17 protein-coding genes are annotated in these 24,639 nt (G+C 51.8%); 9 read left to right on the top strand and 8 right to left on the bottom strand.

Going from position 1 to position 24,639, the window contains the following annotated elements:
• Positions 1-16: 16 nt before the first annotated feature.
• Entirely contained in the window at positions 17-1,093 is a 1,077-nt protein-coding gene (locus EFO84_RS09585) for a CsiV family protein (RefSeq protein WP_127347844.1), read from the bottom strand.
• Positions 1,094-1,124: 31 nt separating this feature from the next.
• Positions 1,125-4,604: a transcription-repair coupling factor gene (gene mfd / locus EFO84_RS09590; RefSeq protein ID WP_127347845.1), complete on the bottom strand. Its 3,480-nt coding sequence runs from the start codon at positions 4,602-4,604 to the stop codon at positions 1,125-1,127.
• A gap of 130 nt (positions 4,605-4,734) precedes the next feature.
• Between mfd and EFO84_RS09595 the strand changes: the two genes are divergently transcribed.
• Genes EFO84_RS09595 through EFO84_RS09605 form a run of 3 tightly spaced genes read left to right on the top strand, consistent with a single transcriptional unit; the run spans position 4,735 to position 7,881 of the window.
• Positions 4,735-5,970 (top strand): lipoprotein-releasing ABC transporter permease subunit, encoded by a 1,236-nt coding sequence (locus tag EFO84_RS09595; protein WP_164742426.1) that lies wholly within the window; start codon positions 4,735-4,737, stop codon positions 5,968-5,970.
• Positions 5,963-6,664 carry a lipoprotein-releasing ABC transporter ATP-binding protein LolD gene (gene lolD / locus EFO84_RS09600; RefSeq protein ID WP_127347847.1) on the top strand — a complete coding sequence of 234 codons (702 nt, stop codon included), beginning with the start codon at positions 5,963-5,965 and terminating at the stop codon, positions 6,662-6,664. Before EFO84_RS09595 ends, lolD begins: the two co-directional genes overlap by 8 nt.
• Entirely contained in the window at positions 6,658-7,881 is a 1,224-nt protein-coding gene (locus EFO84_RS09605; RefSeq protein WP_240642686.1) for a lipoprotein-releasing ABC transporter permease subunit, read from the top strand. Before lolD ends, EFO84_RS09605 begins: the two co-directional genes overlap by 7 nt.
• Here the strand turns inward: EFO84_RS09605 and EFO84_RS09610 are convergent, their stop codons facing one another.
• Positions 7,882-8,436 carry a DUF2062 domain-containing protein gene (locus tag EFO84_RS09610; RefSeq protein ID WP_127347848.1) on the bottom strand — a complete coding sequence of 185 codons (555 nt, stop codon included), beginning with the start codon at positions 8,434-8,436 and terminating at the stop codon, positions 7,882-7,884.
• A gap of 58 nt (positions 8,437-8,494) precedes the next feature.
• Here EFO84_RS09610 and EFO84_RS09615 point away from each other — a divergent pair, with 58 nt between their 5' ends.
• Genes EFO84_RS09615 through kdsB form a run of 5 tightly spaced genes read left to right on the top strand, consistent with a single transcriptional unit; the run spans position 8,495 to position 14,559 of the window.
• Entirely contained in the window at positions 8,495-10,798 is a 2,304-nt protein-coding gene (locus EFO84_RS09615; protein ID WP_164742427.1) for a DNA internalization-related competence protein ComEC/Rec2, read from the top strand.
• Between the two features lie 57 nt (positions 10,799-10,855).
• Positions 10,856-12,607 (top strand): lipid A export permease/ATP-binding protein MsbA, encoded by a 1,752-nt coding sequence (gene msbA / locus EFO84_RS09620; RefSeq protein WP_127347850.1) that lies wholly within the window; start codon positions 10,856-10,858, stop codon positions 12,605-12,607.
• Entirely contained in the window at positions 12,607-13,623 is a 1,017-nt protein-coding gene (gene lpxK, locus EFO84_RS09625; protein WP_127347851.1) for a tetraacyldisaccharide 4'-kinase, read from the top strand. The genes msbA and lpxK overlap by 1 nt, the downstream gene beginning before the upstream one ends.
• Positions 13,613-13,810 carry a Trm112 family protein gene (locus EFO84_RS09630; RefSeq protein WP_127347852.1) on the top strand — a complete coding sequence of 66 codons (198 nt, stop codon included), beginning with the start codon at positions 13,613-13,615 and terminating at the stop codon, positions 13,808-13,810. Before lpxK ends, EFO84_RS09630 begins: the two co-directional genes overlap by 11 nt.
• Positions 13,807-14,559, top strand: a complete 753-nt coding sequence (kdsB, locus tag EFO84_RS09635; RefSeq protein ID WP_127347853.1) for a 3-deoxy-manno-octulosonate cytidylyltransferase — start codon at positions 13,807-13,809, stop codon at positions 14,557-14,559. The genes EFO84_RS09630 and kdsB overlap by 4 nt, the downstream gene beginning before the upstream one ends.
• On the opposite strand, the gene EFO84_RS09640 is transcribed toward kdsB, so the two are convergent.
• The 4 genes from EFO84_RS09640 to EFO84_RS09655 form a co-directional block, all read right to left on the bottom strand.
• Positions 14,537-17,605 carry an efflux RND transporter permease subunit gene (locus EFO84_RS09640; RefSeq protein WP_431355331.1) on the bottom strand — a complete coding sequence of 1,023 codons (3,069 nt, stop codon included), beginning with the start codon at positions 17,603-17,605 and terminating at the stop codon, positions 14,537-14,539. The two genes, kdsB and EFO84_RS09640, sit on opposite strands and share 23 nt — an antisense overlap.
• A complete protein-coding gene (locus tag EFO84_RS09645; protein WP_127347855.1) occupies positions 17,605-20,856 on the bottom strand; it encodes an efflux RND transporter permease subunit in 3,252 nt (1,083 codons plus the stop codon). The genes EFO84_RS09640 and EFO84_RS09645 overlap by 1 nt, the downstream gene beginning before the upstream one ends.
• Positions 20,853-21,947: an efflux RND transporter periplasmic adaptor subunit gene (locus EFO84_RS09650; RefSeq protein WP_164742428.1), complete on the bottom strand. Its 1,095-nt coding sequence runs from the start codon at positions 21,945-21,947 to the stop codon at positions 20,853-20,855. Before EFO84_RS09650 ends, EFO84_RS09645 begins: the two co-directional genes overlap by 4 nt.
• Before the next feature lie 186 nt (positions 21,948-22,133).
• Positions 22,134-22,463 carry a hypothetical protein gene (locus tag EFO84_RS09655; protein WP_127347857.1) on the bottom strand — a complete coding sequence of 110 codons (330 nt, stop codon included), beginning with the start codon at positions 22,461-22,463 and terminating at the stop codon, positions 22,134-22,136.
• A gap of 185 nt (positions 22,464-22,648) precedes the next feature.
• On the opposite strand from EFO84_RS09655, the gene EFO84_RS09660 reads away from it, so the two are divergent.
• Entirely contained in the window at positions 22,649-23,059 is a 411-nt protein-coding gene (locus EFO84_RS09660; RefSeq protein ID WP_127347858.1) for a hypothetical protein, read from the top strand.
• Between the two features lie 66 nt (positions 23,060-23,125).
• Here EFO84_RS09660 and EFO84_RS09665 read toward each other — a convergent pair whose 3' ends face one another.
• Positions 23,126-24,406 carry a citrate synthase gene (locus tag EFO84_RS09665; protein ID WP_127347859.1) on the bottom strand — a complete coding sequence of 427 codons (1,281 nt, stop codon included), beginning with the start codon at positions 24,404-24,406 and terminating at the stop codon, positions 23,126-23,128.
• Between the last annotated feature and the right edge of the window lie 233 nt (positions 24,407-24,639).

Here is a 24,639-nt window from a genome sequence, read left to right on the forward strand (position 1 = left end):
ACAGCTAAACTAAATGTTACCGTCGCGCCGATAGTTCGGTGCGTCGAATTTGTACCACCAGCGCAAATTTGGGGTGGTCAAAATAATGCGTTTCATGACTAATCACGCGACGTAATTGGTCCAGCTCAAAGCGTCGCAAAAATAGATTATTAGAACCTTGTTGCAGCGCCGCTTGAGCCTGTTCAGCCAAACTGATGCTACTAAATACTACCGGCTGTGGTTGGCGTAGCTCTAACTGACTATCAATATGCAGATAGTTGCCGACTAGGTAGATGTGCAGCAAGCCATCGAGCTCCCATACCGGCTGTTGCGCTAGTTGGCTGACATCCACAGTGGGCGGTGGCGGCGGTGTATCGGCTTGTTGTACCCGGAAGGTGAGCTGCCCTTGCTGTTGTAACTCCATTAATTGTTGCAGCGGATCGGCCTGTATGGGCTGGTCGGCATGGCCGACTGACCATTGCCGTGGCGGCCGTTGATAGCCGCTGGGCAGAAACGCTTCGGCATAGTTGCGGCCACCAAATAGGCGCATTTGAAAGTCTTGATTGCGGTTAAACACCGGCTGTCTGTAGGTGACGTGTAGCAGTGGGGTTGCCACCTTGCGGCGCACCAATTGTTGGCGCAGTTCGGTGAGCTGATGGGCACTGGCTGGCATCAAAAACGGTTGACTGGTTTGGTTGATATCACCGCCACCACCATCAATGACTACCGGCGCCTCAGCAAAACTGGCTAAGATACGTTGCGGCTGATACCAATCCTTGCCATCTGGCAGGTTGAGTTCGGCCCAATCATGACAGGGTAGCGCTGTGCTATCGGTAAAGATGGTTTGCCAATTGTCACGCGGGCATTCCGGCAATTGCTGTAACAGGGCCCAAAAATTGGGCGCATAGTAACCGCTCAACAAGTCATTGGCAGTGGCTTTTGCGGTGGCTGGCGGCAACCAATCAAAATGTTCCACCGGGCCGTCGGGCTGCTGGTGTTTGATGACTAATACTTCCACCTCAAACCAGCGTAACTCGGCAGCATCGGTTTGTGCCCAAGCAGGCATTGCCGTTAGCGCCAAAGCCCATGGCATTAATCGAATTAGCCAGCTCATGATTGATGGGTTCCTCTATGGCTCACTGCGGTTATGGCTCATTACGGTGTTGATTAAAGTCGTGTAATAGCGACTCTACCAGTTTCAAGCGGGCTTGAGTATCGTCAATTTTGCCAAGAACACGTAAACGATTCGGCCCGTCTAAGCGATAGTGTTGCGGTTGCTGTTGCATTAGTTCAATCAGATAGCTGACTGAAATCTTGGTGGTTGCAGCAAATTCAATACTTATGCCCTGCGGGCCGCCATCAATTTTACGAATGCCAAGACTATTAGCTATCTGCCGCAGGGTGGCAATACGGATTAAATTTTTCACCGGCTCGGGCAATAACCCAAAGCGGTCAATCAGCTCAATCTGCAGGTCATCTAGAGCGCTAGTATCTGCAGCGCTAGCAATGCGTTTGTAGAGACTGAGGCGCTGGTTGACATCGGCAATGTAATCATCAGGTAGCAATGCAGCAATCCGGAGGTCAATGTCCGATTGTTGCTGGAGCAGTTGATCAAGCGCTGGCTCACGCCCTTCGCGCAGGGCCTGAACCGCTTGTTCGAGCATCTCCATATACAAACTAAAGCCAATACTCTCAATTTGACCGCTTTGCTCATCACCGAGCAACTCCCCGGCACCACGGATCTCCAGATCGTGGGTGGCGAGCATAAAACCGGCTCCTAAATCTTCTAGTTGAGCAATGGCTTCTAACCGTTTTAAGGCATCTTTGGTCATGCGCTTGGGGTGCGGGGTCAGCAAATAAGCGTAGGCTTGGTGGTGCGAACGACCAACACGACCGCGTAATTGATGCATTTGCGCTAAACCTAAATGATCAGCACGGTCCATAATGATGGTGTTTGCCGTCGGTACGTCAATACCGGTCTCAACAATAGTGGTACAGACCAAGACGTTAAAGCGTTGATGGTAAAAGTCGGACATGATGCGTTCAAGATCGCGTTCCCGCATTTGTCCGTGAGCTACGGTGATGCGCGCTTCTGGCACCAGTTGTTCGAGGTCGGCGGCGGTTTTGGCGATAGTATCGACATTGTTATGCAAAAAGTAGACTTGGCCGCCGCGAAGGATCTCCCGCAAAATGGCCTCACGAATAGTCGCCTCATCGTATTCGCGCACAAAAGTCTTCACCGCCAGGCGCTTGGCTGGCGGGGTGGCGATGATGGATAGATCGCGGACACCATGCATTGCCATATTCAAGGTGCGAGGAATAGGTGTCGCGGTGAGGGTGAGAATATCTACGTCCGCGCGCATGCGCTTGATGGCCTCTTTTTGGCGCACTCCAAAGCGGTGTTCTTCATCCACAATCAACAAGCCCAAGTCGTGAAACGTCACTGAGTCTTGGAGCAATTTATGGGTACCGATGACCAAGTCCACTTTTCCTGCTTTTAGGTCGGCTAAAATTTGCGTGGTTTGTTTGGCGCTTTTGAAACGCGACAGCACCTCTACCCGAATGGGCCAATCGGCAAAGCGATCTTTAAAGTTCTCGTAATGCTGTTGCGCTAGTAGTGTTGTGGGTACCAGTACTGCCACTTGTTTACCGGCATTGACGGCGACAAAGGCAGCGCGCATCGCTACTTCAGTTTTACCAAAACCTACATCACCGCACACCAAGCGGTCCATGGCTCGTGGCGCTTGCATATCGTTGAGTACACCGCTAATTGCGCTTTGCTGGTCGTCGGTTTCCTCAAACGGGAAGCCATTGGCGAAGCGTTGATAATCGCTGTGATCGAAGGTGAATGGAAAGCCCGGTTTAGCTTCACGGCGGGCATAGACATCCAAAAGTTCTGCCGCGACATCACGAATTTTCTCGGCGGCCTTGCGCTTGGCCCGTTCCCATTGGTCATTGCCTAATTTGTGGAGTGGCGCGGCAGACTCTTCACCACCGCTGTAGCGGCTCAATAAATGCAGTGACGCTACGGGCACATACAATTTGCTTTGATGGGCGTACTCAATGGTAACGAATTCGGTGGTGATTCCACCGGAATCAAGAGTTTGCAGGCCTTGATAACGGCCCACGCCATGTTCAAGGTGCACTACCGGTTGGCCGATTTTTAATTCAGCTAGGTTGCGGACTAAATGCTCACTGGCCAGTGCTTGTTTTTGCTCACGGCGGCGGCGCTGAATGATGCGGCTGCCCAGCAGCTCGGTCTCGGTAATCAGAACTAATTTGGCTTCTGCCAGACTGAACGAATGGATCAGTGGCGCTACTACTACGGCACTGCGTTCATTGCTGGTTAGAAAGGCATCAACGCTGGCGCATTCTGGTAATGCCAAGCGCAGTGGTGCCAATAGCTCTTTTAAGCTTTCGCGACGGCCAGCAGATTCCACCGCAAATAGCACCCGATAGCCCTCGGCAAAGTGCTGCTCGAGTTGTTGACGAAGGCTTTGCAGCGGTTCTTTCGCCTGATGATTAACGGCAATGGCAGTCAAGGCTTGGGTGGCAAACTGCTGCGGCCCCGGTTGTGGCTTATCGGCAGGGATCAGTGCGCGAATCCGCGGCCGACGTTTGAATTCTCCGTGCAGCTGATCAACGGTGAGAAATAACTGCTGCGGTGCCAGTAACGGCCGTTGCTGATCGTAGCGGCGTTGTTCATAACGTTGGCTGACGTCGTGCCACAGGCCATCAACTGCGGTCTGTAAGTCGCCGCAGGTAACCAGCAAGGTGTCATCGGGCAGATAGTCAAATAAACTGGCGGTGTCGGCAAAGAACAGCGGTAGATAGTATTCGATACCACCAGGTAGTTGGCGCTGTGAGACTTGATAATAGACCGAGTCACGCTCGTTGGAGGCGCCGAACAGTTCACGGTAACGGGCGCGGAACTGTTCAATACCGCTATCATCAGTGGGGAACTCATGCGCCGGTAACAGATTAATGGCATCGATGGTGCCGGCTGACAACTGGGTGTCTGGGTCAAAGATACGAATGGAATCCACTTCGGTATCAAAAAAATCAATGCGGTAGGGCACACTGCTTCCCATCGGGAACAAATCCAGCAACGAACCTCGAGCACAGAACTCACCATGCTCCATGACTTGCTGGACATGGCGATAGCCGGCCCGTTCGAGGCGCAGGCGCAGGGCATGGATATCAAGATGCTGCTGCTTGCGTACTTGTAATGCTTGCCCAGCAACATAATCTGTCGGCGCCAACCGATGCATGAGGGTGTTGAGCGATACAATCAAGGCGCCACGCTGCAAGCTGGGTAATTTTGCCAACACACTTAAGCGTTCTGAGATAATATCTTGATGCGGCGAAAAGCTGTCATATGGCAGCGTTTCCCAATCGGGGAATACCCACACGGCAGCAGCTGAATCGGGTAAGAAGGCATTGATTTCTTGTTCCAGCCGATGCGCTTGCGGTGCGTCTGGGGTAACAATAAGCAATGGTCGAGTTTGTTGCTGAAGCAGTTTAGCCAGCGCCAATGCAACGCTGCTGCCAGCCAATTGCTGCCAACTGATATCTTGGGTTGCCGACAGTGGGAACGGTGGCGATAAAACAGAAGCCTTGGTCATAAGTGTGTGTTGATTCTTAATAACAGCGGGTTTGTTAGCGTGTAGGCAAGTATACCTGAAGTTGTCGCTTGGATCAGTGGCAAGATTTCTTTATGCTTGCAACGCACCATGGTTTTCATTGGAGATGCCCTTGTCGGCCGTATTTTTTATTGCTCAACGCTTTGCCCGTTCTAATTACGGTAATCGCTTTGCTCGCTTTATCAATCGCTTTTCGTTGGCCGGCATTATGCTTGGTGTTGCAGCGTTGATTGTGGTCGGCTCGGTGATGAACGGCTTTGAACAACAACTTAAAGAACGCATTTTAGGTGTGGTGCCGCAATTATCGATTGTCCCCAGCAACGGCTTAGCCTTGGTTGATTGGCAGCCACTTGCCGAGCAATTACCAGCGCTACCACAACAAACCGCGTTATTGCCGCAGGTGCTCAGCGCCGGCGTGGTGCAACAGCAAGGGCAACTCAAGCCGATTTTTATGCAAGGCATATTTGCCGACTATCCCGGCAGTGAGGTGCAGTTAGCACCGTTGCGGCAGCAGCTTCAGGTCGGTGATTTCTCGGCCTTACAAGCTGGTAGCTATAAGGTGTTGATTGGTCAACAACTGGCTACTGAACTGAACCTTTGGCCAGGCGACAGCATGCGTATTGTTGCCGCCGCAGGGGGCACCTATACCCCGTTTGGCTTGGTACCGTCACAGCGGCAATTTGAAGTTGCCGGTATTATTGCCATGCAATCTGAAGCAGACGCGCAACTAGTGGTGATGCATGGCGTTGATGCGGCACGGCTGTTGCGCCTCGGGGATGACCAAATCACCGCGTTACGCTATTTCTTCAGCGACCCATTTGCCGCGCTTGCCGCTCAACAGCAGCTCGATACCTTGTTAAACGACAACTATCGCAGTGAAAGCTGGCGCCAACGTTATGGCGAATTGTTTGATGCGGTGGCACTGGAAAAAGCCATGATCACCATGATGCTGGGGCTGATCATTGCCGTTGCTGCGTTCAACATTGTGTCGTCACTGATGATGGTTATCCAAGATAAACGGGCCGATATCGCGATCTTGCAGACCATGGGGCTGCGCCGCCGCTCACTGTACTGGATCTTTGTTATCCATGGTCTGCGTAATGGCATTATTGGCGGACTGTTAGGGTGCGCCCTAGGGGTCGGCTTGAGCCTCGGTTTGAATGATCTACTCTGGGCCTTTGGCGTACAAACCGACTTTACCGCCGATGGCGGCCTACCGGTGCGACTAGTCACCACACAAATTGTGCTGATTGTGGTCACTGCCATGCTATTAACTCTGCTTGCTACACTCTACCCAGCGTGGCGAGCCAGTCGAATTTTGCCCGCGGAGGCACTGCGCTATGAATGATGTGTTATTGGCTTGTCAGCAATTAAGCCGGGTCTATCAAGACGGTCAGCGGCAACTGCAAGTCCTCAATCAGGTCGATTTGCAGATTCAACAGGGCGATATGGTTGCTATTGTGGGTAGTTCAGGATCGGGTAAAAGTACCTTGTTGCACTGCTTAGGGGGGCTTGACCAACCTAGTTCCGGTGCGGTGACCTATCGTGGCCAAGCCATTACCCAGTGGTCGCCGAATCAGCTAGCTGACTGGCGTAATCAAGCGCTGGGTTTTGTTTATCAGTTTCATCATTTATTACCCGAATTTAATGCTCTCGAGAATGTTGCTATGCCGCAACTTATTGCTGGACACTCGCAGCGTTTAGCCATGCAACGAGCTGCCGAAATGTTGGCTTTTGTTGGTTTAAGCGAGCGCCAGCAGCACCGTCCGGCTGAGCTATCAGGCGGTGAGCGGCAGCGTGTCGCTATTGCCCGGGCATTGGTTAATCAGCCACAATTGGTGCTCGCCGATGAACCAACCGGCAACTTGGACGCGCAAACCGCTGAGCAAATTTATGCGCTGATGCAGCGCCTGAATCAGCAATTGGGTACCGCATTTGTGATCGTCACTCATGATCAACATCTAGCCCATCAATTACCGCGGGTGTTGCATTTGCACCGCGGCCAATTGCAAGCCGTGGCAAGTGAGCAAGCGGCATGCTAGCGCAAGTGCGGTTGACCTTTGCGCTAGCCCGGCGCTTTCGTGCTGGCCGTGAACGCAGTGGCTTTTTATCATTTATCTCAGCATCATCAACCTTAGGCATCGCCTTAGGTTGCGCCGCCTTTATTGCTGGCCTGAGTGTCATGAATGGTTTTGCTGATGTATTGCAACAACGTTTTTTAAGCTTGATACCGCAGGTAGAATTGCGCGCGGTAAACGGCACCTTGCAGCAGCCGCAACAACTCATTGAGCAAGCGCTGGCGCATCCACAGGTGCGTGCTGCGCAACCGGTGATCCGTAGCCAAGCTATGATTCAGCAAGGTGCGCGGTTTACTGCCTTGCAGGTGAATGGTATTGCGCTTGAGCAACCTCAAGCTATTGCTGACTATATGCCGGCCACGGCATGGCAGGCGTTGCAGCAGCCCAATAGTATCGTGTTAGGAAGTGGTTTAGCGAAGCTATTGGATTTAACGGTCAATGACACCATCACGGTGTTGGTGGCGGACCAGCAAAGCTTTCGGCAGCCGCAACGTAAAGTGATGACCGTAGCTGGTGTGTTTCATTTTGGCGGCACCGTCGACCATTATATGGGGTATACCTCGCTGGCTAACGCCCGCGAATTACTCGGCATGGACACCGGCGTCACGGCCATTGACGTACAGATACGCGATATCTTTGAAAGTGGTCAGGTAGCTACCGCTATTGGCCGGCAAAGTAGTGAGTATTTGTATCTTGATCATTGGATGCGCAGTCATGGTCACCTATACCGCGATATTTTACTGGTACGCTTAATCATGTATGTGGTGTTGGTGCTGGTATTGGCGGTTGCCTGCTTTAATATTGTTTCAACGCTGATTATGACGGTGCAAGAAAAGCTACGTCACATCGGGATATTGCGCACCATGGGCTTACGTCGGGCGCACATGATGCAGGTATTCGTGTGGCAAGGCCTACAGAACGGTGCATTTGGTGTGTTGTTGGGGGTGTGCGGCGGCATGCTGTTGACTATCAGTATTCCACAGCTGTTAGGGTGGCTGCAGCAACTCACCGGCAGCAGCGTTTTGGCTGGCGATGTATACTTTGTCGATAGTATTCCGGCGCGGTTAGCATGGCAGGATGTACTGCTCGTAGCACTGGCCGCCTTAGTCATGAGCATGATTGCCACGTTGTATCCAGCGTGGCGAGCCGGCACCATTGAAGTGATTGAAGCGTTGGAGTAATTACTGCCGATGGTGGTCGTTATCACCTAACTTCAGCGCTGCTAGCATGCGTGCTTTGCGGGCTTGCCAAGCGTTGACCACTGACTGCCGCCACAACAAGCTAATAGTGAAGTAGCCGACAATGCAGGTAATGGTGCCCAAAATCAAACAACCAAGCAAAAAGGCTGGGCTAATGGTTGAGATGCTTTCGGCCAACCACTGCCATGACAGTTCAAAACTAAATTGCTGTTCGGGGCTGCCAACCAGTGAATTACCCACCAGGTAGCAAAAATAGAAGATCACCGGCATGGTGATGGGATTAGTCACCCACACCAAAGCCACCGATAGCGGCAAATTGACTCGAAAGGGAATAGCAAGCGCAGCGGCCAGGACCATTTGAAAGGGTACCGGAATAAACGCACAAAATAAGCCAACCGCAAAGGCGCCTGCCGCTGAGCGGCGATTGAGGTGCCACAAATTGGCATCATGCAGCAACTTGCCGAAGATCTTCATGCCACGACTAGCGCGCACTGAATCATGGCTCGGCATTATTCGCTGTATAAACTTCTTCGGCATCGCGCAACAAACTCGTTATCGATAAAAAGGTACAACATCCATGGATAGGTGGTTGTGCATGTTTATGCTTGGCCTAGCGTTGAGCTTTATGGCTGGCACTATTATAACAGCAACTCAGGCTGTGGGTCTGCTGACATTGTTGCTGTTGACCGCATTACTTGGCTACCGACCGTTACCGTGGCCGACCAGCGGCAGCCGTGTGGTGGTGCTGGCGCAGCTGTTAATGGCTATATTGTGCGGGATGAGTTGGGGTGCTGGCAACGCCTATTCGATCAGTCAGGACAAATTACCGCCACAAATTATTGGCGAGACGCTCACCGCAAACTTCACGGTCAGCGCAATTACCCAAGCTCAGCCTGATTATTGGCGGCTGCAAGGGCAACTGCTGGTTGATCATGCGCAGCTGCCAGATTCGCTGCAAGCGCGGCTTAATTGGTACGACCCTGAGCCGCAGCAGCGGATGCCCAAAGCCGGCGAAACATGGCAACTTCAAGTGCGTTTACGACACCCTCAAGGGCAGCGTAATGACGGCGGCTTTCTGTATCATCGTTATTTATTGAGCCAACACATACGCGCCCTTGGTTCGGTGGTCAGCGGTCACTGGCTGCACGGCGAGGCTAACCTCAGACAGCGCATTTATCAGCAACTTCAACAGCATACCCAAGCGCTCCCGCATGGCGGGGTATTGGTGGCGTTGTTGGTGGGTGAGCGACAGCAACTGAGCAGTGCGCATTGGCAGGTGTTCCAGCGCACCGGTTTAGCCCACCTGATTGCTATTTCCGGGCTGCATTTGACCTTGGTTGCCGCGGGCGCGTTGCTGCTGGTGCGCGCGCTGTGCTGGCCGCTTGGCAACACTCGGCAGGGCCGCGATAACCGTAATCTGGTGGTCATCAGTTATGCCGTCGCGCTGCTGGTGGCTTTTGGTTATGCCTATTTGGCCGGATTTGCCACCGCTACGGTGCGAGCTTGGTTGATGCTCAGCGTGGTATTTGTGCATAAATTGCTCGGTGCGCGCACGCCACCGGCGCGTATTTTGTTGCGTGCTGCGGCCCTTGTGGTGTTGGTTGAACCTATGGCACCGCTACAAAGTGGCTTTTGGCTGTCGGTGGCTGCGGTGGCGACAATTATTTTTATGAATTGGCGCTGGCAGCCAATTCAAGGCAAATGGTCGGCATTGCGCATGTTGTGGCGGCTGGAAGTGGTGTTAACCCTGGCGCTGTGGCCGCTGACTGCGTGGTGGTTTGGTGGCCTACCAATAGCCGCACCGGCGACTAATTTGCTGGTGATTCCGCTGTTTACCTTCTGGATTCTACCGCTAGCATTGTTGGCGCTGGTACTGCAGCTGCTGCAGCTCGATAGTTTTAGTCAGGGGCTTTTACAGCTGGCGCATTGGCCGCTGGAACTGCTGTGGCCGCCGTTGCTGTGGTTGGCGGAGCAGCCTTGGCAATGGCTCGCAAGCGCCACCGTAGGGGGCTGGAGTTTGTTAGTGGTGCTAGTGATGATGATCATACCCGGGGCGTATTCTTGGCGCGTTGGGGTGGTTGTGGTAGTGCTCGTTGGGCTGCACCTCCAGCATTTGCTGCGCAGCTATGAGACTGATGTCTATGTGCATATGTTGGATGTGGAGCAGGGCAGTGCGCTAGTAGTAGAACGCCAAGGCTATGCCTTGCTGATTGATACCGGCGCCAATTATGCCAGTGGCGCGGACATGGGGGCGCGCACTGTGCTGCCTTTTCTGCAGGCGCGCAAACTCGTGCCCGAACTTGGCTTTATCAGTCATCGCGATAATGATCACCAAGGTGGCGCTGCCAGTGTCTCCGAAGCCTATCCGGACCTGCGCTGGTTTGGTGCTGATGTTGGTTCGGCCTGCAGTGCTGGCCAGCAGGGTAATTGGCGTGGCGTGCATTGGCAGGTATTGCACCCACGCGCAGAAACCCGTAATCAGCACAATGACGACTCCTGTGTGCTGATGCTGCAATTTGGTCACTTACGATTACTGGTACCGGGTGATATCGAAAAGCGCGGTGAACGCCAACTGCTGGCACACAGTGCTGATGTCAAAGCCGATATTCTGGTGTTGGCCCACCATGGCAGTAACAGTTCCAGTGAAAGCTATTTTTTACGCCATGTCAGGCCGTCCTTGGCGCTGGCGAGTCGCGGTCGTAATAATCCGTGGCGGTTAGTTCATCCGTTACTGCGTGAACGTTTGGCGCAGCTACAGATACCCTTGCTCGAGACCGCTACTGGCGGGCAAATCAGCATTTGGAGTGATGGTCGCAATTGGCGCGCGGAGCAGCCGTGGGCAGCGGCTCAGCGGCGCTGGTTTGATGCCGATGCGGTGCCACCGCGCATGCGAAACTAGCCAGTCTGCTGGCAAAACGGTTAGAATGTGCTGAATTGTTCTTACGACATGTGATTCATGAGCACTGAAACTGTAAAACAGACCACCTTTCGCCGCTTGCTCGGCTACATTAAACCCTATCGTGCAGCGTTTGCGCTATCGATTGTTGGCATGCTCGGCTACGCCGCCGTGGATACCTTCTTTTTCTCGCAAATTGAAACCTTAATTGATGACGGTTTAACCGAACACAATTCAAAAATACTGATTTATGGGGCTATTTTTGTCCCGGTGGTGTTTATTGCACGGGGCATCTTCAACTTTGTGGCGTCGTATTTTCTCAACTGGGTGGGTTTTCGCGTGGTCACCACCATGCGCCAACAGTTATTTGATCACATGATGCGCTTACCGGTGTCCTTCCATGATCAGCACTCCACCGGTGATTTGATTTCTAAGATCACCTACACCACCCAGCAAGTCGCCGAAGCCAGCAGCCGCGCGTTATTGATTCTGATCCGCGAGGGAGCTTTTGTCATTGGCTTACTGTCGTTGATGTTCTACCACAGCTGGCAATTATCCTTGGTGTTTTTGGTGGTTGGTCCGTTGATTGCCAAGGTAGTGACTATTGTCTCCAAGCGTTTTCGGATGGTATCCAGCCGTATTCAAACCGCTATGGGTAGCGTTACTACCACTGCTGAGCAAATGATTAATGGCCACAAAGTAGTGGTGATGTACGAAGGCCAGAAGCGTGAATCAAAGCGCTTTAACGACATCAACAACATTACCCGCAACCAGAACATGAAACTGGTCAACGCGCAGACCGTTAGTACCTCAGTGATTCAGCTGATTGCATCGTTTAGTTTATCGATGGTGTTGGTGCTGGCGAGTTATCCGCAGATGCTGCAAAACTTATCAGCCGGTGCTTTTACCACCTTGTTAACGGCGATGATTATGCTGTTACGACCGCTCAAACAACTGACCTCAGTGAATAGCGATTTTCAGCGTGGGATTGCCGCTGCCACCAGTATTTTTGAAGTGTTGGATGAGCAGCCAGAGACTGATTCAGGCACGGTGAAGTTAGACCGCGCGCGCGGTGATATTGAATTTGATCAGGTGACCTTTCGCTACGACCAAGCCGATAGCCCGGCGCTGGATAAAGTCAGTTTTACTGTACCCGCTGGCAAAACCTTAGCTTTGGTAGGGCGCTCAGGTAGTGGTAAATCGACGATTTCTAACTTGTTAACGCGGTTTTATGCGCCGCAAGATGGCGTCATTCGCTTAGATGGCGTGGATATCTATGACTACCGCCTGAAGTCACTGCGGCGGCAGTTTGCCCTAGTGTCGCAAAGCGTAACCCTGTTCAACGACACCATCGCTGCCAATATTTGTTATGGAGCCCATCAGCCCGTCAGTAAGGAACGCTTGCGTGAAGTGGCTGAGCAAGCGTATGTCACCGAGTTTACCGATAACTTACCGCGCGGTTTAGAAACTATGGTGGGCGAAAATGGCGTGATGCTATCTGGCGGTCAGCGCCAACGTATCGCCATTGCCCGAGCTTTGTTGCGCGATGCGCCTATTCTGATTCTCGATGAAGCCACCTCGGCGCTAGATACCGAATCAGAGCGCCATATTCAGACCGCGTTGAGCCGCTTGCAGCAAAACCGAACCTCCATTGTGATTGCCCACCGGCTATCAACCATCGAAAAAGCCGACGAAATTCTGGTGCTGGAAGATGGCAAAGTGATTGAGCGTGGTAGCCACAAAGAGTTGTTACAACAGCAAGGCGCCTATCATCAATTGCATCGTTTGCAGTTTACTGGAGCTGATCACTAATGTGGTGGCAGCGAGCTTGGTACGCTGCCAAGGTTCGCCCCATTTTATGGCTATTACTGCCATTACATAGCCTCTTTGTGCTTATCAGTAGCAGCCGCCGTTGGCTCTATCAACAGGGTTGGCTGCGTAGCTATCGGGCGCCGGTGCCATTGGTGATAGTGGGGAATATCAACGTTGGTGGCAGCGGTAAAACCCCAGTGACCTTGGCCATGGTCGACTATTTGCAACGCCAGGGCTGGCGCCCGGGTATTATTTCCCGTGGCTATGGCGGTAGTGGTCCGTTTCCATTATTGGTAGATGGCGCATGCTCAGCGCATGCCTGTGGCGATGAGCCATGGCTGTTGCAACGCCGTGCTGGGGTGCCGCTGATGGTAGCACCAGATAGAGTCCAAGCGGCGCAGCAACTGTGCCAGGTACACCCCGAAGTAAACATTTTAGTGGCCGATGACGGCTTGCAGCATTATCGCCTACAACGCGATATTGAAGTGATTGTGATTGATAGCCGTCGTGGCTTTGGCAATGGTTGGCGGTTACCACTGGGGCCATTGCGTGAACCGCCAAGCCGGCTGCAACAGGCTGATTTTTGTGTTCGCCATGCGCACACCGAGGGCAGCTATGATCAGTTCGCCTATCAAATTGTCGCGGCAGCGTGGCGTCGGGTTAGCGATGATGCTGAGGTTACCGGCGCGGATTTTAGCGGCGCGCTGGTGATTGCCGGCATTGCCGACCCCGAGCGATTTTTTACCACTGTGCGCGGGCAGAAGATTGCCGTGGCCGAGTATCGGGGTTTTGCCGATCATCACCCGTTCAGTGCGGCTGATTTCGCTGACCTAGAGCCATCACAGCCAGTGCTGATGACCGAAAAAGATGCCGCCAAATGCCGCGCATTTGCCCAACCAAATTGGTATTATCTGCCCATTAGCGCACAGTTTAACGATGAATTTTGGCGTTGTTTTGACGCCCGATTAGCCGCAGTTACGAGTGATTCTAAACGAGGAAACAGTCATGGCAATTGATGCACGCACCTTGGCAATTTTAGCCTGCCCATTGTGCAAAAGTCGGTTAGTTTGGTTGGCACAGGCGCAGGAGTTAGTCTGCCGCGCTGATAAGCTTGCTTTTCCGGTTCGTAACGACATGCCCATGTTGCTCAGTTCAGCAGCCCGTGAGCTAAGTAACGACGAGTTGGAGCAGGTACCCCAATGAGCTTCACCGTCATTATTCCAGCGCGCTATGCATCCAGCCGCTTACCTGGTAAACCACTCGCCATGATTGGCGATAAAACTATGGTGCAACGGGTGTATGAACGCGCTGCTGCAGCTGGCGCAGCCGAAGTGATCGTTGCCACCGATGACCAACGCATCGTCGATGCAGTAGAGGCCTTTGGCGGCCGTGCAATGCTCACCGCTAGCCATCATCAATCGGGGACTGAACGAATCGCCGAGGTGATTGAGTATTTAGCCATTGCCGATGATCACATTGTGGTCAACGTGCAAGGTGATGAACCTTTTATTCCGCCGGAGATTATTCGCCAAGTTGCCGATAACCTAGCCAATCAACGCTTGGCGCAAATGGCGACCTTAGCAGTGCCGATTGAAAGTATTGATGAGGTGATGAGCCCGCACGCGGTGAAAGTGGTCACCGATGTTAACGGCTACGCGTTGTATTTTAGCCGAGCACCCATTCCCTACGAGCGCGATGCCCTGGGTCAACAGCAATTAGGCGCACTGGCTGATTACCGCCGTCATATTGGTATTTATGCCTATCGCGCCGGCTTTGTCTGGCGCTATGTGGAATGGCCCGCCAGCCCACTGGAGCAAATTGAGTCATTAGAACAACTGCGGGTATTGTGGTACGGCGAGCGTATTCATGTGGCGGAAGCGATTAAAGCACCGCCAGCGGGCATTGATACGCCCGCTGACCTGATGCGTGCTAACCAGCAATTACTCGACTAACCGCTGCACCGGCTTGCTGGCGCAATTGCCGCCAGCGCGCACGGATGTGCAGTAACCGCACGTAGGCATAGGGGACCAAGTACAAACTGGTCAGCGTCGATAACACTAAGCCACCAATAATGGAAATCGCCATAGGCGCATAGGGCGGGCCATCACCACCAATTTGCGTGGTGCCGAAAGCTAACGGAATTAACCCCAGCACGGTGGTAGACACGGTCATCAAAATAGGCCTAAAGCGGCTCACACTGCCATCAATCACCGCTTGTTCAAGGCTCATACCAGCGGCTAAATACTGGTTAATGCGGTCGACCAACACAATGCCGTTATTCACGACAATGCCCATCAAGATCAAGATCCCGATCATCGCCATGATGGTGATCGATTGGCCAGTCAGGAATAGCGCCCAGAACACCCCAACAATAGAAAACAGCAACGAGGTGATCACTGCAGTAGGCAACAGCACCGACTCAAACAGCGCAGCCATAACGATATAAATCATCACCACCGCGAGCAGCGTGTTTACCAACATCACGTTTTCGGCTTCTTGCTGGCGCAAGAAACTGCCATCAAGACTCCAAGCATAACCCTGCGGTAGTTGCACGTTATTGAGCACCTGGGTGATGCGGTCGCGCGCTTCATTCAGGGTCAGTTCATTGAGGTTGGCGTCGATATTAAGCGAGGTACGCCGATCAACCCGACGAATTTGCCCCAAGCGCGGTTGCTTGGTCACGGTGGCAACACTGCGTAAGGTCACCACCCGCTCGCCCAGCTGGGCAATAGGAATATCCAATAAGGCTTCAAGCGAATATTCCAGCTTTTTATCAAAGGCAATGCGCATTTGAATTTCGCCATTGGGATCACCGCGAAATGAGCGTAAACGCTGACCGCGCAGGGCGGTACTCAAGGCCTGAGCCACCGTACTGGAACTCAAACCAAGGCGATGAATGCGCTCCCGGTCTAGTTGCACCAATAACTCAAATTGGCCGGCGTCCATTTCGGTTTGCACATCCGTCAAACCATCAATGGCACTGAGCTTGGGTAACAACTCGGCCGCTAGCTGTTGCAGGGTATCGGTGGAGTTGCCGCTTAAGGTTACCCGCACACCGTTACCATTACCGCCACCAAAGCCAAATTGTGGATCGCTGCGCAGCATTTTCGGAAACTGTTCACGCATGCGGTCCATCAACGCTGATAGTTTTTCTGCCCGTTCAGGTTTTAGCAACAGCGTTGAAATGGCGTAATCAGGGGTGTAATAGCTGTAAACCGCATCAATGTAAAAGCTGTCTTGATTGGCGTACAAAAACGCCTCCATTTTGCTGACTTCTTCTTCAACCTCAGCCAAATTGTATTGGGTATGCAGGTTATAGCTGATAAATAAGCGGTCATTGGAACCTTGTGGTTCTTGGTCGCCACTGACGCCAGCAAAGGGAATAGCAATACTGAGTAAAATCAGCAGTGCAAATAGCCCAGTCCAGCGCGGATGCTGATAACTCCAGCTCAAACTGCGCTGATACCAGGATGGCTCTTGCGGCTTCACCGATTGCGCTGGTTTGGCCTTTACCGCCGGCATAAAGCGACTGGTGAGTAACGGGATCAGTGTTTGCGCAATCAGCAACGACGCCAGCAACGATAAACAGATAGCAATGGCGGTGTGCTCAAGGAAGATGGTCACATCAATTTTTTTACCGAAGATGTTCGGCAAAAATACAATGGCGGTGGTTAGCGTTCCAGCTACTACTGCCAGTGATACATTGCCCACCCCAAGAATCGTGGCTTGTTTGGCATCGGCGCCGCGTTCTTGCTCGTGCAAGATACTCTCGGTAATAACCACTGCGTTATCAACCAACATACCAATGGCGAGCATCAGCCCCATCAGCGATAGCACGTTCAATGAATAGCCTAAAAAGTACATACCACCGAGGGCAATACAAATCGCGATAGGCACTGACAGCACCACAATAAGAGTGGTTACTAAATTACGAATAAAGACATACAGCACAATAAATGACAGCAAAGCACCGATAAGCCCGGCCATGACCAAATCACTGAGCGAGGTAGTTACGCCATCAGCGGTATCGTCCATGATGTACAAATTGATGCCATTAAATTGCGGATCGTTACGGATCTCTTCAATGACCGTCATCACCCGTGCCGATACTTCGACCAAATTGGCACTGGACTCTTTAAATACTTCCATACCAATGGCATAGCGCTGATCGAGGTGGCGGCCATCGTTTTTACGCGGCATTTCACGGCCAATGCTGGCGATGTCAGCAAGCTTTAAGCCAGCGCGAATAGGCAACTGACCAATTTCGTATTCGTTGCGAAACTCCCCAATGGGGTTGACCAAAATCCGTTCAAAGTCATTTTCCAAATAGCCAGCGGTCAGTGCAAAGTTGGCTTGCTGCAGCAGCCGCGTTACCGTAGCTGCCGATAAGTTATGAGCCAACAAGGCTTGCTGATCAAGACGGATAACGATCTGTTGCGGCTGTACGCCATACAAGGTCACCCGTGATACGCCATCAACGCGTTCAATCGGTTTGCGCAGGCTGCGATCGAGCAAGTCGTAGGCATTGCTCAAGTCCCGTTGCGACGAGATACGCAATTGAAACACCGGCATGTCTTCGGTGTTAAATTGCAGCACTTGAATGCGCTCAATGTCATCGGGCAATAAATGTTTAATGGCATCAACCTTTTCACGCGCCTCAATACTCTTGGCGTTGATGTCTTGGTCCCAATCAAATTGCAGCAACACTTGTGCTTGCTCGGAGCTCGACCATGAGCGCATGCGTTCCACATTGCTCATGGTGGCTAGAGCTTCCTCCAGCGGCCGCGTTAGTAAGCGTTCTACTTCGGCAGGGGTGGAGTTGGGATAAGGCACGGTCACCACAATTTCGGGGATCTCAATACCGGGGAATTTTTCCAGCGGTAACAGCCGTGAACTGATCGCACCCAGCAGTACCATGGATACGAAGATCATGCAGGTGGTCACCGGCCGGCGTAATGCCCAGCGCGCTAAGCTCGCACCGATTTCGGCCGCAGTCATCATGGCTTTGGCTCCACAGCAACAACCTGTTTACGGTCCACCAGCGCATACAAACACGGAATAAACAGTAAGGTCAGTAAGGTGGAGAACAGTAGACCAGCAATCACGCTAATCGCCATAGGCGCACGAATTTCTGCCCCTTCGCCTAAGCCAAGAGCCAACGGCATCAGACCCAGTACGGTCGTTAACATGGTCATCAGAATTGGCCGTAAGCGCTGCTGTGCGGCATCGCGCACCGCAGCTACGCGGTCTAATCCGGCGGTGCGCAGCTGATTAATGCGGTCAACCAACACAATGGCGTTGTTCACCACAATACCGGCCAACATGATCAAACCGATAAACACAATGATGCTCAGCTCGGTTCCCATCAGGTACAAGCCAAGAATAGAGCCAGCTCCGGCTAATGGCACACTCAAGAGAATGAACAGCGGGTGCAGCAATGATTCAAATTGTGACGCCATCACCAAATACACCAAGAATACTGCGAGTACTAAGGCAAATTGCAGCGATTGGAAGGATTGCTGCATTTCTTCATTTTGCCCGGCCACATTAGCAGTGATGGTCATGGGTAATTGCGTTTGTGCGACAATCTGTTGTGCTTCAGCAACCGCCGCGCCAAGGTCACCATAGGCTAAGTTTGCTTCAACCAGCGCGGTGCGTTGCTGGTCAACGCGGGTAATCTCGCTTGGCCCAACAATAGCGGTGACATCAGCCACTGCTGATAATGGAATTTCACGCTCAGCACCGGGGTTGATGATCAACTGCCGTAAATCTTGCAGTGAATCACGATCAGCCTGTTCACTGCGTACTAAAATATCAATTTTGCGGTCGGCGAGGCTGAATTGACTGGCCACCCGGCCACCAATTTTGGTGGCCAGCAATTCACTGACTTCGGCGCTGGTGAGCCCATATTGCGCGAGGCGCTGATGATCAAAGGCTACCGCCAGTTCAGGTTGGCCATCGGTCATATTCACGCGGATATCGGTGTAGCGCTCGCTGCCGGCAAACTGCTGGGCTAATTGCTCAGCGGCTTGCTGTAACAAGGTCAGGTCATAACCGGTGATTTCTACCGTGATGGGGCTGCTGAAGCTGAACAGTTCTGGCCGGCCTAATTTCACCATCAGCCCAGGAATACGGTCGGTTTGTTGGCGCAAGCGTTGCTGCACCCACTGTTCATCGGCAGCACTAGCACTGCTCGCCATCACCACATTGAAGCGGCCCCACTGATTTCCACTTTGCCCGGGTGCGGCATTTAATAAGCTACCGGTGCCAGCAACACTGTAATAGCGGCTAACTAGTGCGGTTAATTGTGGGTCATTGGCAATAGTTGCCGCCAGCCCGGCGAGAACCTGGTCGGTTTCGCTGATGGTTGCACCCGGTTGCAGCTCAACTTCTACATAGAACTCGCCTTGCGCCATGCTCGGCAACAAGGCAACCGGCAGTTGTGGTAGGAGCGCGTAACAGGCAGCCGCCGCTACCACAATAATGGTTAAGGTTGCTTTGGCATGCTGCAAGGCACGCTCTAGTAAGCCTTGATAGGCGCGGGCAAGGCCCTGATAAAGCCAGTTAAAGGCTGCCAGCAAGGGCTTGGTGATACCCCCAAAGACCTTACCAAGAGCACGCCATAGCAGTGTTAGCACAGCCACCACCGCAAACGGTAACCAGCGAAATAGCAGCTGCCCAGGAAATGCCAACAGATACTGCCACCAACGGCTTGGCGCTGGTTTAGCCGGTGGTAAAAATGGATCCGCAGCGCTGCTGTTGGCTTTGCTACGCGATAGCATAGGAATCAAACTAAGCGCTACAAGCAGCGAAGCGGCTAACGAGAAGGTCACGGTCAGTGCTTGATCACGAAACAATTGTCCGGCTATGCCTTCAACAAACACCAGCGGAAAAAATACCGCCATAGTGGTTAAGGTTGAGGCGGTAATGGCGCCCGATACCTCGCTGGCGCCTTTTTCGGCAGCGACTGTGCCATCGTCGCTAGCGGCTTGATGGCGGGCAATGTTTTCTAGCACCACAATGGCGTTATCCACCAGCATACCGACCGCTAAGGCAATACCGCCCAACGACATCATGTTGAGCGATACTTGGTAGCCATGCATCAAGTTAAAGGTCGCAATAATCGAAATTGGAATGGCTAATGAGATAATGACCGTTGGCCATATGCGTTGTAAAAACAGGTAAATGATCACCATAGCGAGCGCGCCACCGAGCAGGGCTGCATCGCGTACTTCTGAAATAGCGGCGCTAATAAACACCGCTTGGTCATAAATTGGCTTGATTTCGTATTCAGCGGGAATCAATTTGGCCTGTTGTAATTGCGCTAAATGAGCTTGCACGGCCTTTGATACTGCCACGGTATTCGCGTCACCTTCTTTGTAAAGCGATACCTCGACCGCTTCTAAGCCGGCAACGCGGCTAATTGAATCACGTTCTTTGTAACTATTACTAACGGTAGCAATATCACGCAGCAGCACCGGCCGCTCATTGCGCGAGGTGATATAAATCGCGCGCATATCGTCGAGATTCTGGAATTGATTGAGGGTACGCACCAAGTATTCAGCGCGCTCAGACTCAATACGCCCGCCCGAGAGGTTGATGTTTTCCTCGCGCAAGCGAGAAATGATCAAGCTCATCGGAATTTGTAACTGACTGGCGCGTTGTTCGTTCACCAGTACCTGAATTTCGTCTTCTAAACCGCCACCCAGACGCACCGAAGCGACCCCTTCAACACCCTCTAATTGGCGTTTCAGATCTTCTTCGGCGTAGGTACGCAGGCGTTTCAGGCGTTCGATACTGACGTTATCATCAGCGGCTTTGAGCCCTAGCGCCAGTCGATATACCGGCTCTTCAGCTGGGTTAAAACGCAATAGTGTTGGTTTTTCAATATCTAGCGGTAAGTTGACCAGGTCGAGCTTTTCGCGCACGTCGAGGCTGGCCATATCCATATTGGTGCCCCACGAAAACTCCAATACCACATCGCTTTGCCCTGCACGTGATACCGATTCAATCCGACGAATTCCTTTCACCGTACCGAGGTTTTCCTCAATAGGCTTACTAATCAGCTGTTCCACTTCACTTGGCGCACCACCTGGGTAATCGGTGCGCACGGTCAGGGTGGGGTAGGCCAAATCAGGCAGTAAAGTTACTGGAATACGGCCTAATGCCACTAACCCAAATAACAGCACCGCGAGGGTGATCATCGATATGGTGACAGGGCGGCGCACCGCCAAACGAACTAAGCTCATGATTGTTGCTCGCTGCGAATGACCTCAACCAAGGCGGCATCTTTCAAATTGGCTTGGCCATTGACCACAATCTGGTCGCCAAGCGCGATGCCTTCGATAATCTCAATGCGCTGTTCATCTTCAAAACCAATTTTCACGTCCACTTTATGGGCAACACCTTCAGCATCCACGGTAAATACGCTGTACTGGTTATCTAGACTGATGACCGCATAACGTGGCAAGGTCATGGTGTTGTCGCGAGTTGCATAATTGAGATTGACGTGGGCAAACATGCCCGGCTTCAGCTGATTATCGCTATTGTTGACGGTCAGTACCACGCGGAAGGTGCCAGACTGAGTGTCCACCACTGGGCTAATGCGGGCTACCGTGGCGTCAATGCTTTGATTGGGGTAGGCGCTCACGCGCAGTTGCGCGCTTTGCCCTACGGCAATATTTTTTAGTTCACGCTCGGGTAAGTAGACGTTGCCTTGCAGGGCATCGCTGGCAACGATATGAAACAGTTTCGCGCTCTCGTACTGCTTGATTAAGTTACCAAGTTTGACATAGCGTTTTGACACGAAGCCACTGATTGGTGCACGAATTTCAGTTTCTGCTAAGTTCAAGGCCGCCATATCATAGCGTGCTTGCAACAAATCCACTTGATAGCGCAGTTTGTCGTAAGCGTCAGCGCTAATCATGTCGCGTTCAGCCATGTCTTTTACCCGTTTCAATTCTTGTTGCACGCTGCTTAGCTCGGCCTGTGCTTGCGCCGCTTGAATACGGTATTCGTGGTCGCGTACCCGGGCGAGAAGTTGCCCTTGCTGCACAAAGTCACCTTCTTCCACCAGAATGTCTTCAATCAACCCGTTGGCTTTACTGACTACATCGGTTTCGGCGATGGCTTCAAGCGTAGCGGTGGTTTTGAAACTTGCGGTAATGGAGCTACTACCCACCAACTGTGTTGCCACTGGTATCCGTGCAACAACTTCGGCTGTTTCCGTTTGATTAGAGGCGCCGGCTTGACCGCAACCGTTTAGTAACAGACTAGAAGTCAGTAATAAAACGGCCAAACCGGCAGAAGGGTAACGGGTATTCACGGTAACTGTGTTCATGACTAAGGTCCTATTGGCAAACTGATTCATTGCATGGAGATATGCAGAACCCGTGCCAAGTTTATTTGGTGTTTTATAAAAACAATTAACCAATTGATTTAATTTGATTAATTTAATTTTCTCGGTTTAACTTTTGGGCGAGACAAAACCTGAGGTAGTAAAATACACCAACAATTGCGGCGCAAATTAGTCAATTTGCTTATTTAATTGTAACGCTTGGTGACGGGCACGCTCGGCCGCTTCGCGGCGTTGCTGTTGTAACGTGGGGTTATGGCTATCTAAAACCTGCTGCCGGCAACTTTGAAAGTGTTGTTGGCTCTCCACCCAACACTCATGAATGCTGGTGCTATTGGCCTGTTGCTGGTCTAAGCATGCACTTAAGCTAGCAACCGCCAGCTTCTTGCAAGGCTCAAACTCATTTTCGGTGGCCGAGGCTAGAACAACACTGGTAGCGATGAGGCTTCCCGATAGTGACACCGAAGCAAACAGTAAAAGCTGTAACGCTGACCATTTCATGATGTTAATCCTCGACCGTCTGAACACAAATCGTTGTTGGTCCTATTTATAGTGCATGTTGGGAATGTTTGAGCAGCAGCTTTAACTTAGCTGAAAGATCGGTTATTTGACAACCTCAAATCATTTGGTTAAAGATTAATCAATGGTATTCAGTGACAAAGTAAGCGAAAACAAGGACCCATGCTATGTTATGGTTAATTCTGGTATTTATTTTTGTAATAGCTATTCCTGTCGCAATCATAGCGGCAAAGAATCAATCCGTGGTCATGGATGTGCTGGCAATGCACGAGAATTTGAAGCGTAACCATCCAGATGATGCCCTGAGTCAGCTTGGTCCACACGAATTTCAGAGAGCTTTTTATATCGTTAAGAAAAAGCGCGGTAATAAGCTACTCGGCCGAGCTTTTATATTGTGGTTTCTGGGACTATTCATCAGTATGATCGTTGCTTCCGCATTTTTTACCCTTGACTACGATTCCTTGGGGGTGGTGGTGATGATTGTTTTGCCCCTGGGATTTGCGTGGTATGGGGTCAAGTCAGCGCGGGCAAAGATGCCTGAAATATTTGAGCAAATGCGCACGGAGCTCCGCTTGTAAGTATCTCTCACTCAGGTGAGAGCAATAAAAAACCGGCCTAAGCCGGTTTTTTTATGTTTGCCTGAGCTACTTTTTAATGGCGACAAAATCGCGCTGGGTTTCACCGGTGTATAGTTGACGCGGGCGACCAATTTTTTGGTTTTCTTCACCCATCATCTCGTTCCAGTGTGAGGTCCAGCCAACGGTGCGTGATAGTGCGAAAATCACCGTGAACATGTTGGTTGGAATGCCAATGGCTTTCAAGATGATACCTGAGTAGAAATCTACGTTCGGGTAGAGTTTCTTCTCAACAAAGTATGGGTCTTCCAGCGCAATGCGCTCGAGTTCCATGGCCACATCTAACAGTGGGTCTTTGATGTTGAGTTCTTTCAGCACTTCGTGTGCGCTGTCGCGCATCACCGTGGCGCGCGGGTCAAAGTTCTTGTACACGCGGTGACCAAAGCCCATCAAGCGGAATGGGTCATTCTTGTCTTTAGCCTTATCGATGTATTTTGGAATATTGGCAACACTGCCAATTTCCGCCAACATCTTCAAACACGCTTCGTTAGCACCGCCATGAGCAGGGCCCCACAGCGATGCAACACCGGCAGCAATACAGGCGTATGGGTTGGCACCCGATGAGCCAGCTAGGCGCACGGTAGAGGTTGAGGCGTTTTGCTCGTGATCGGCATGCAAGGTGAAGATACGGTCCATGGCCCGGGCAATGGTCGGGCTAATGATGTATTCCTCAGCTGGCACTGAGAACATCATGTTGAGGAAGTTCTCGGCGTAGTTCAGATCGTTGCGTGGATACACGAACGGCTGACCAATGCTGTATTTGTAGGCCATGGCCGCGATGGTTGGCATTTTTGCAATCAACCGATAGGCACTGCGTAGCCGCGTTTCTGGATCGTGAATGTCTAAGTCATCGTGGTAAAACGACGACAGTGCACCGGTTACGGCACATAGCATGGCCATCGGGTGGGCATCGCGACGGAAGCCGTTAAAAAAGTTATGTAGCCCTTGATGGACCATGGTGTGCTTGGTAATGGTTTGCTTAAATTTGCTGTATTCTTCGGCCGTTGGTGCTTCACCGTGTAGCAGCATATAACATACTTCGAGATAGTCCGCCTGCGTGGCGAGCTGATCAATCGGGTATCCGCGATGCAGAAGTACGCCTTTATCACCATCAATGTAGGTAATCTTCGATTCGCATGAACCGGTAGCTAGAAAACCTGGGTCGAAAGTGAAATAACCATGCTTGCCAAGAGTACGCACGTCAATTACATCATAGCCGGCTGTACCAGTTAATACTGGCAATTCAATGGATTGGCCGTCAATCTGCAGGGTGGCTTTACGATCAGCCATAAGGAAATCTCCTTGTTTGGGTCTGCTTCATCACTAAAAAAGAGCGCTAGTTTTACTTGATCTTAACCCTGTTTGTCAATTCAAACAGCTGTTTGAAGCGGGGTAATAGTCGATTCGATCGGGCATTATTACGCGCTTTTGTGACATTTGGATGATCACTAAGGTGGTGATGGCGCTTGTTATACTGAGTTTAGTTTGCCGACGGTATACGACCAAGGTCGGATTGTATTCTA

The organism is Pseudidiomarina mangrovi (genome assembly GCF_003999375.1).
Taxonomy (GTDB): Bacteria; Pseudomonadota; Gammaproteobacteria; order Enterobacterales; family Alteromonadaceae; genus Pseudidiomarina; species Pseudidiomarina mangrovi.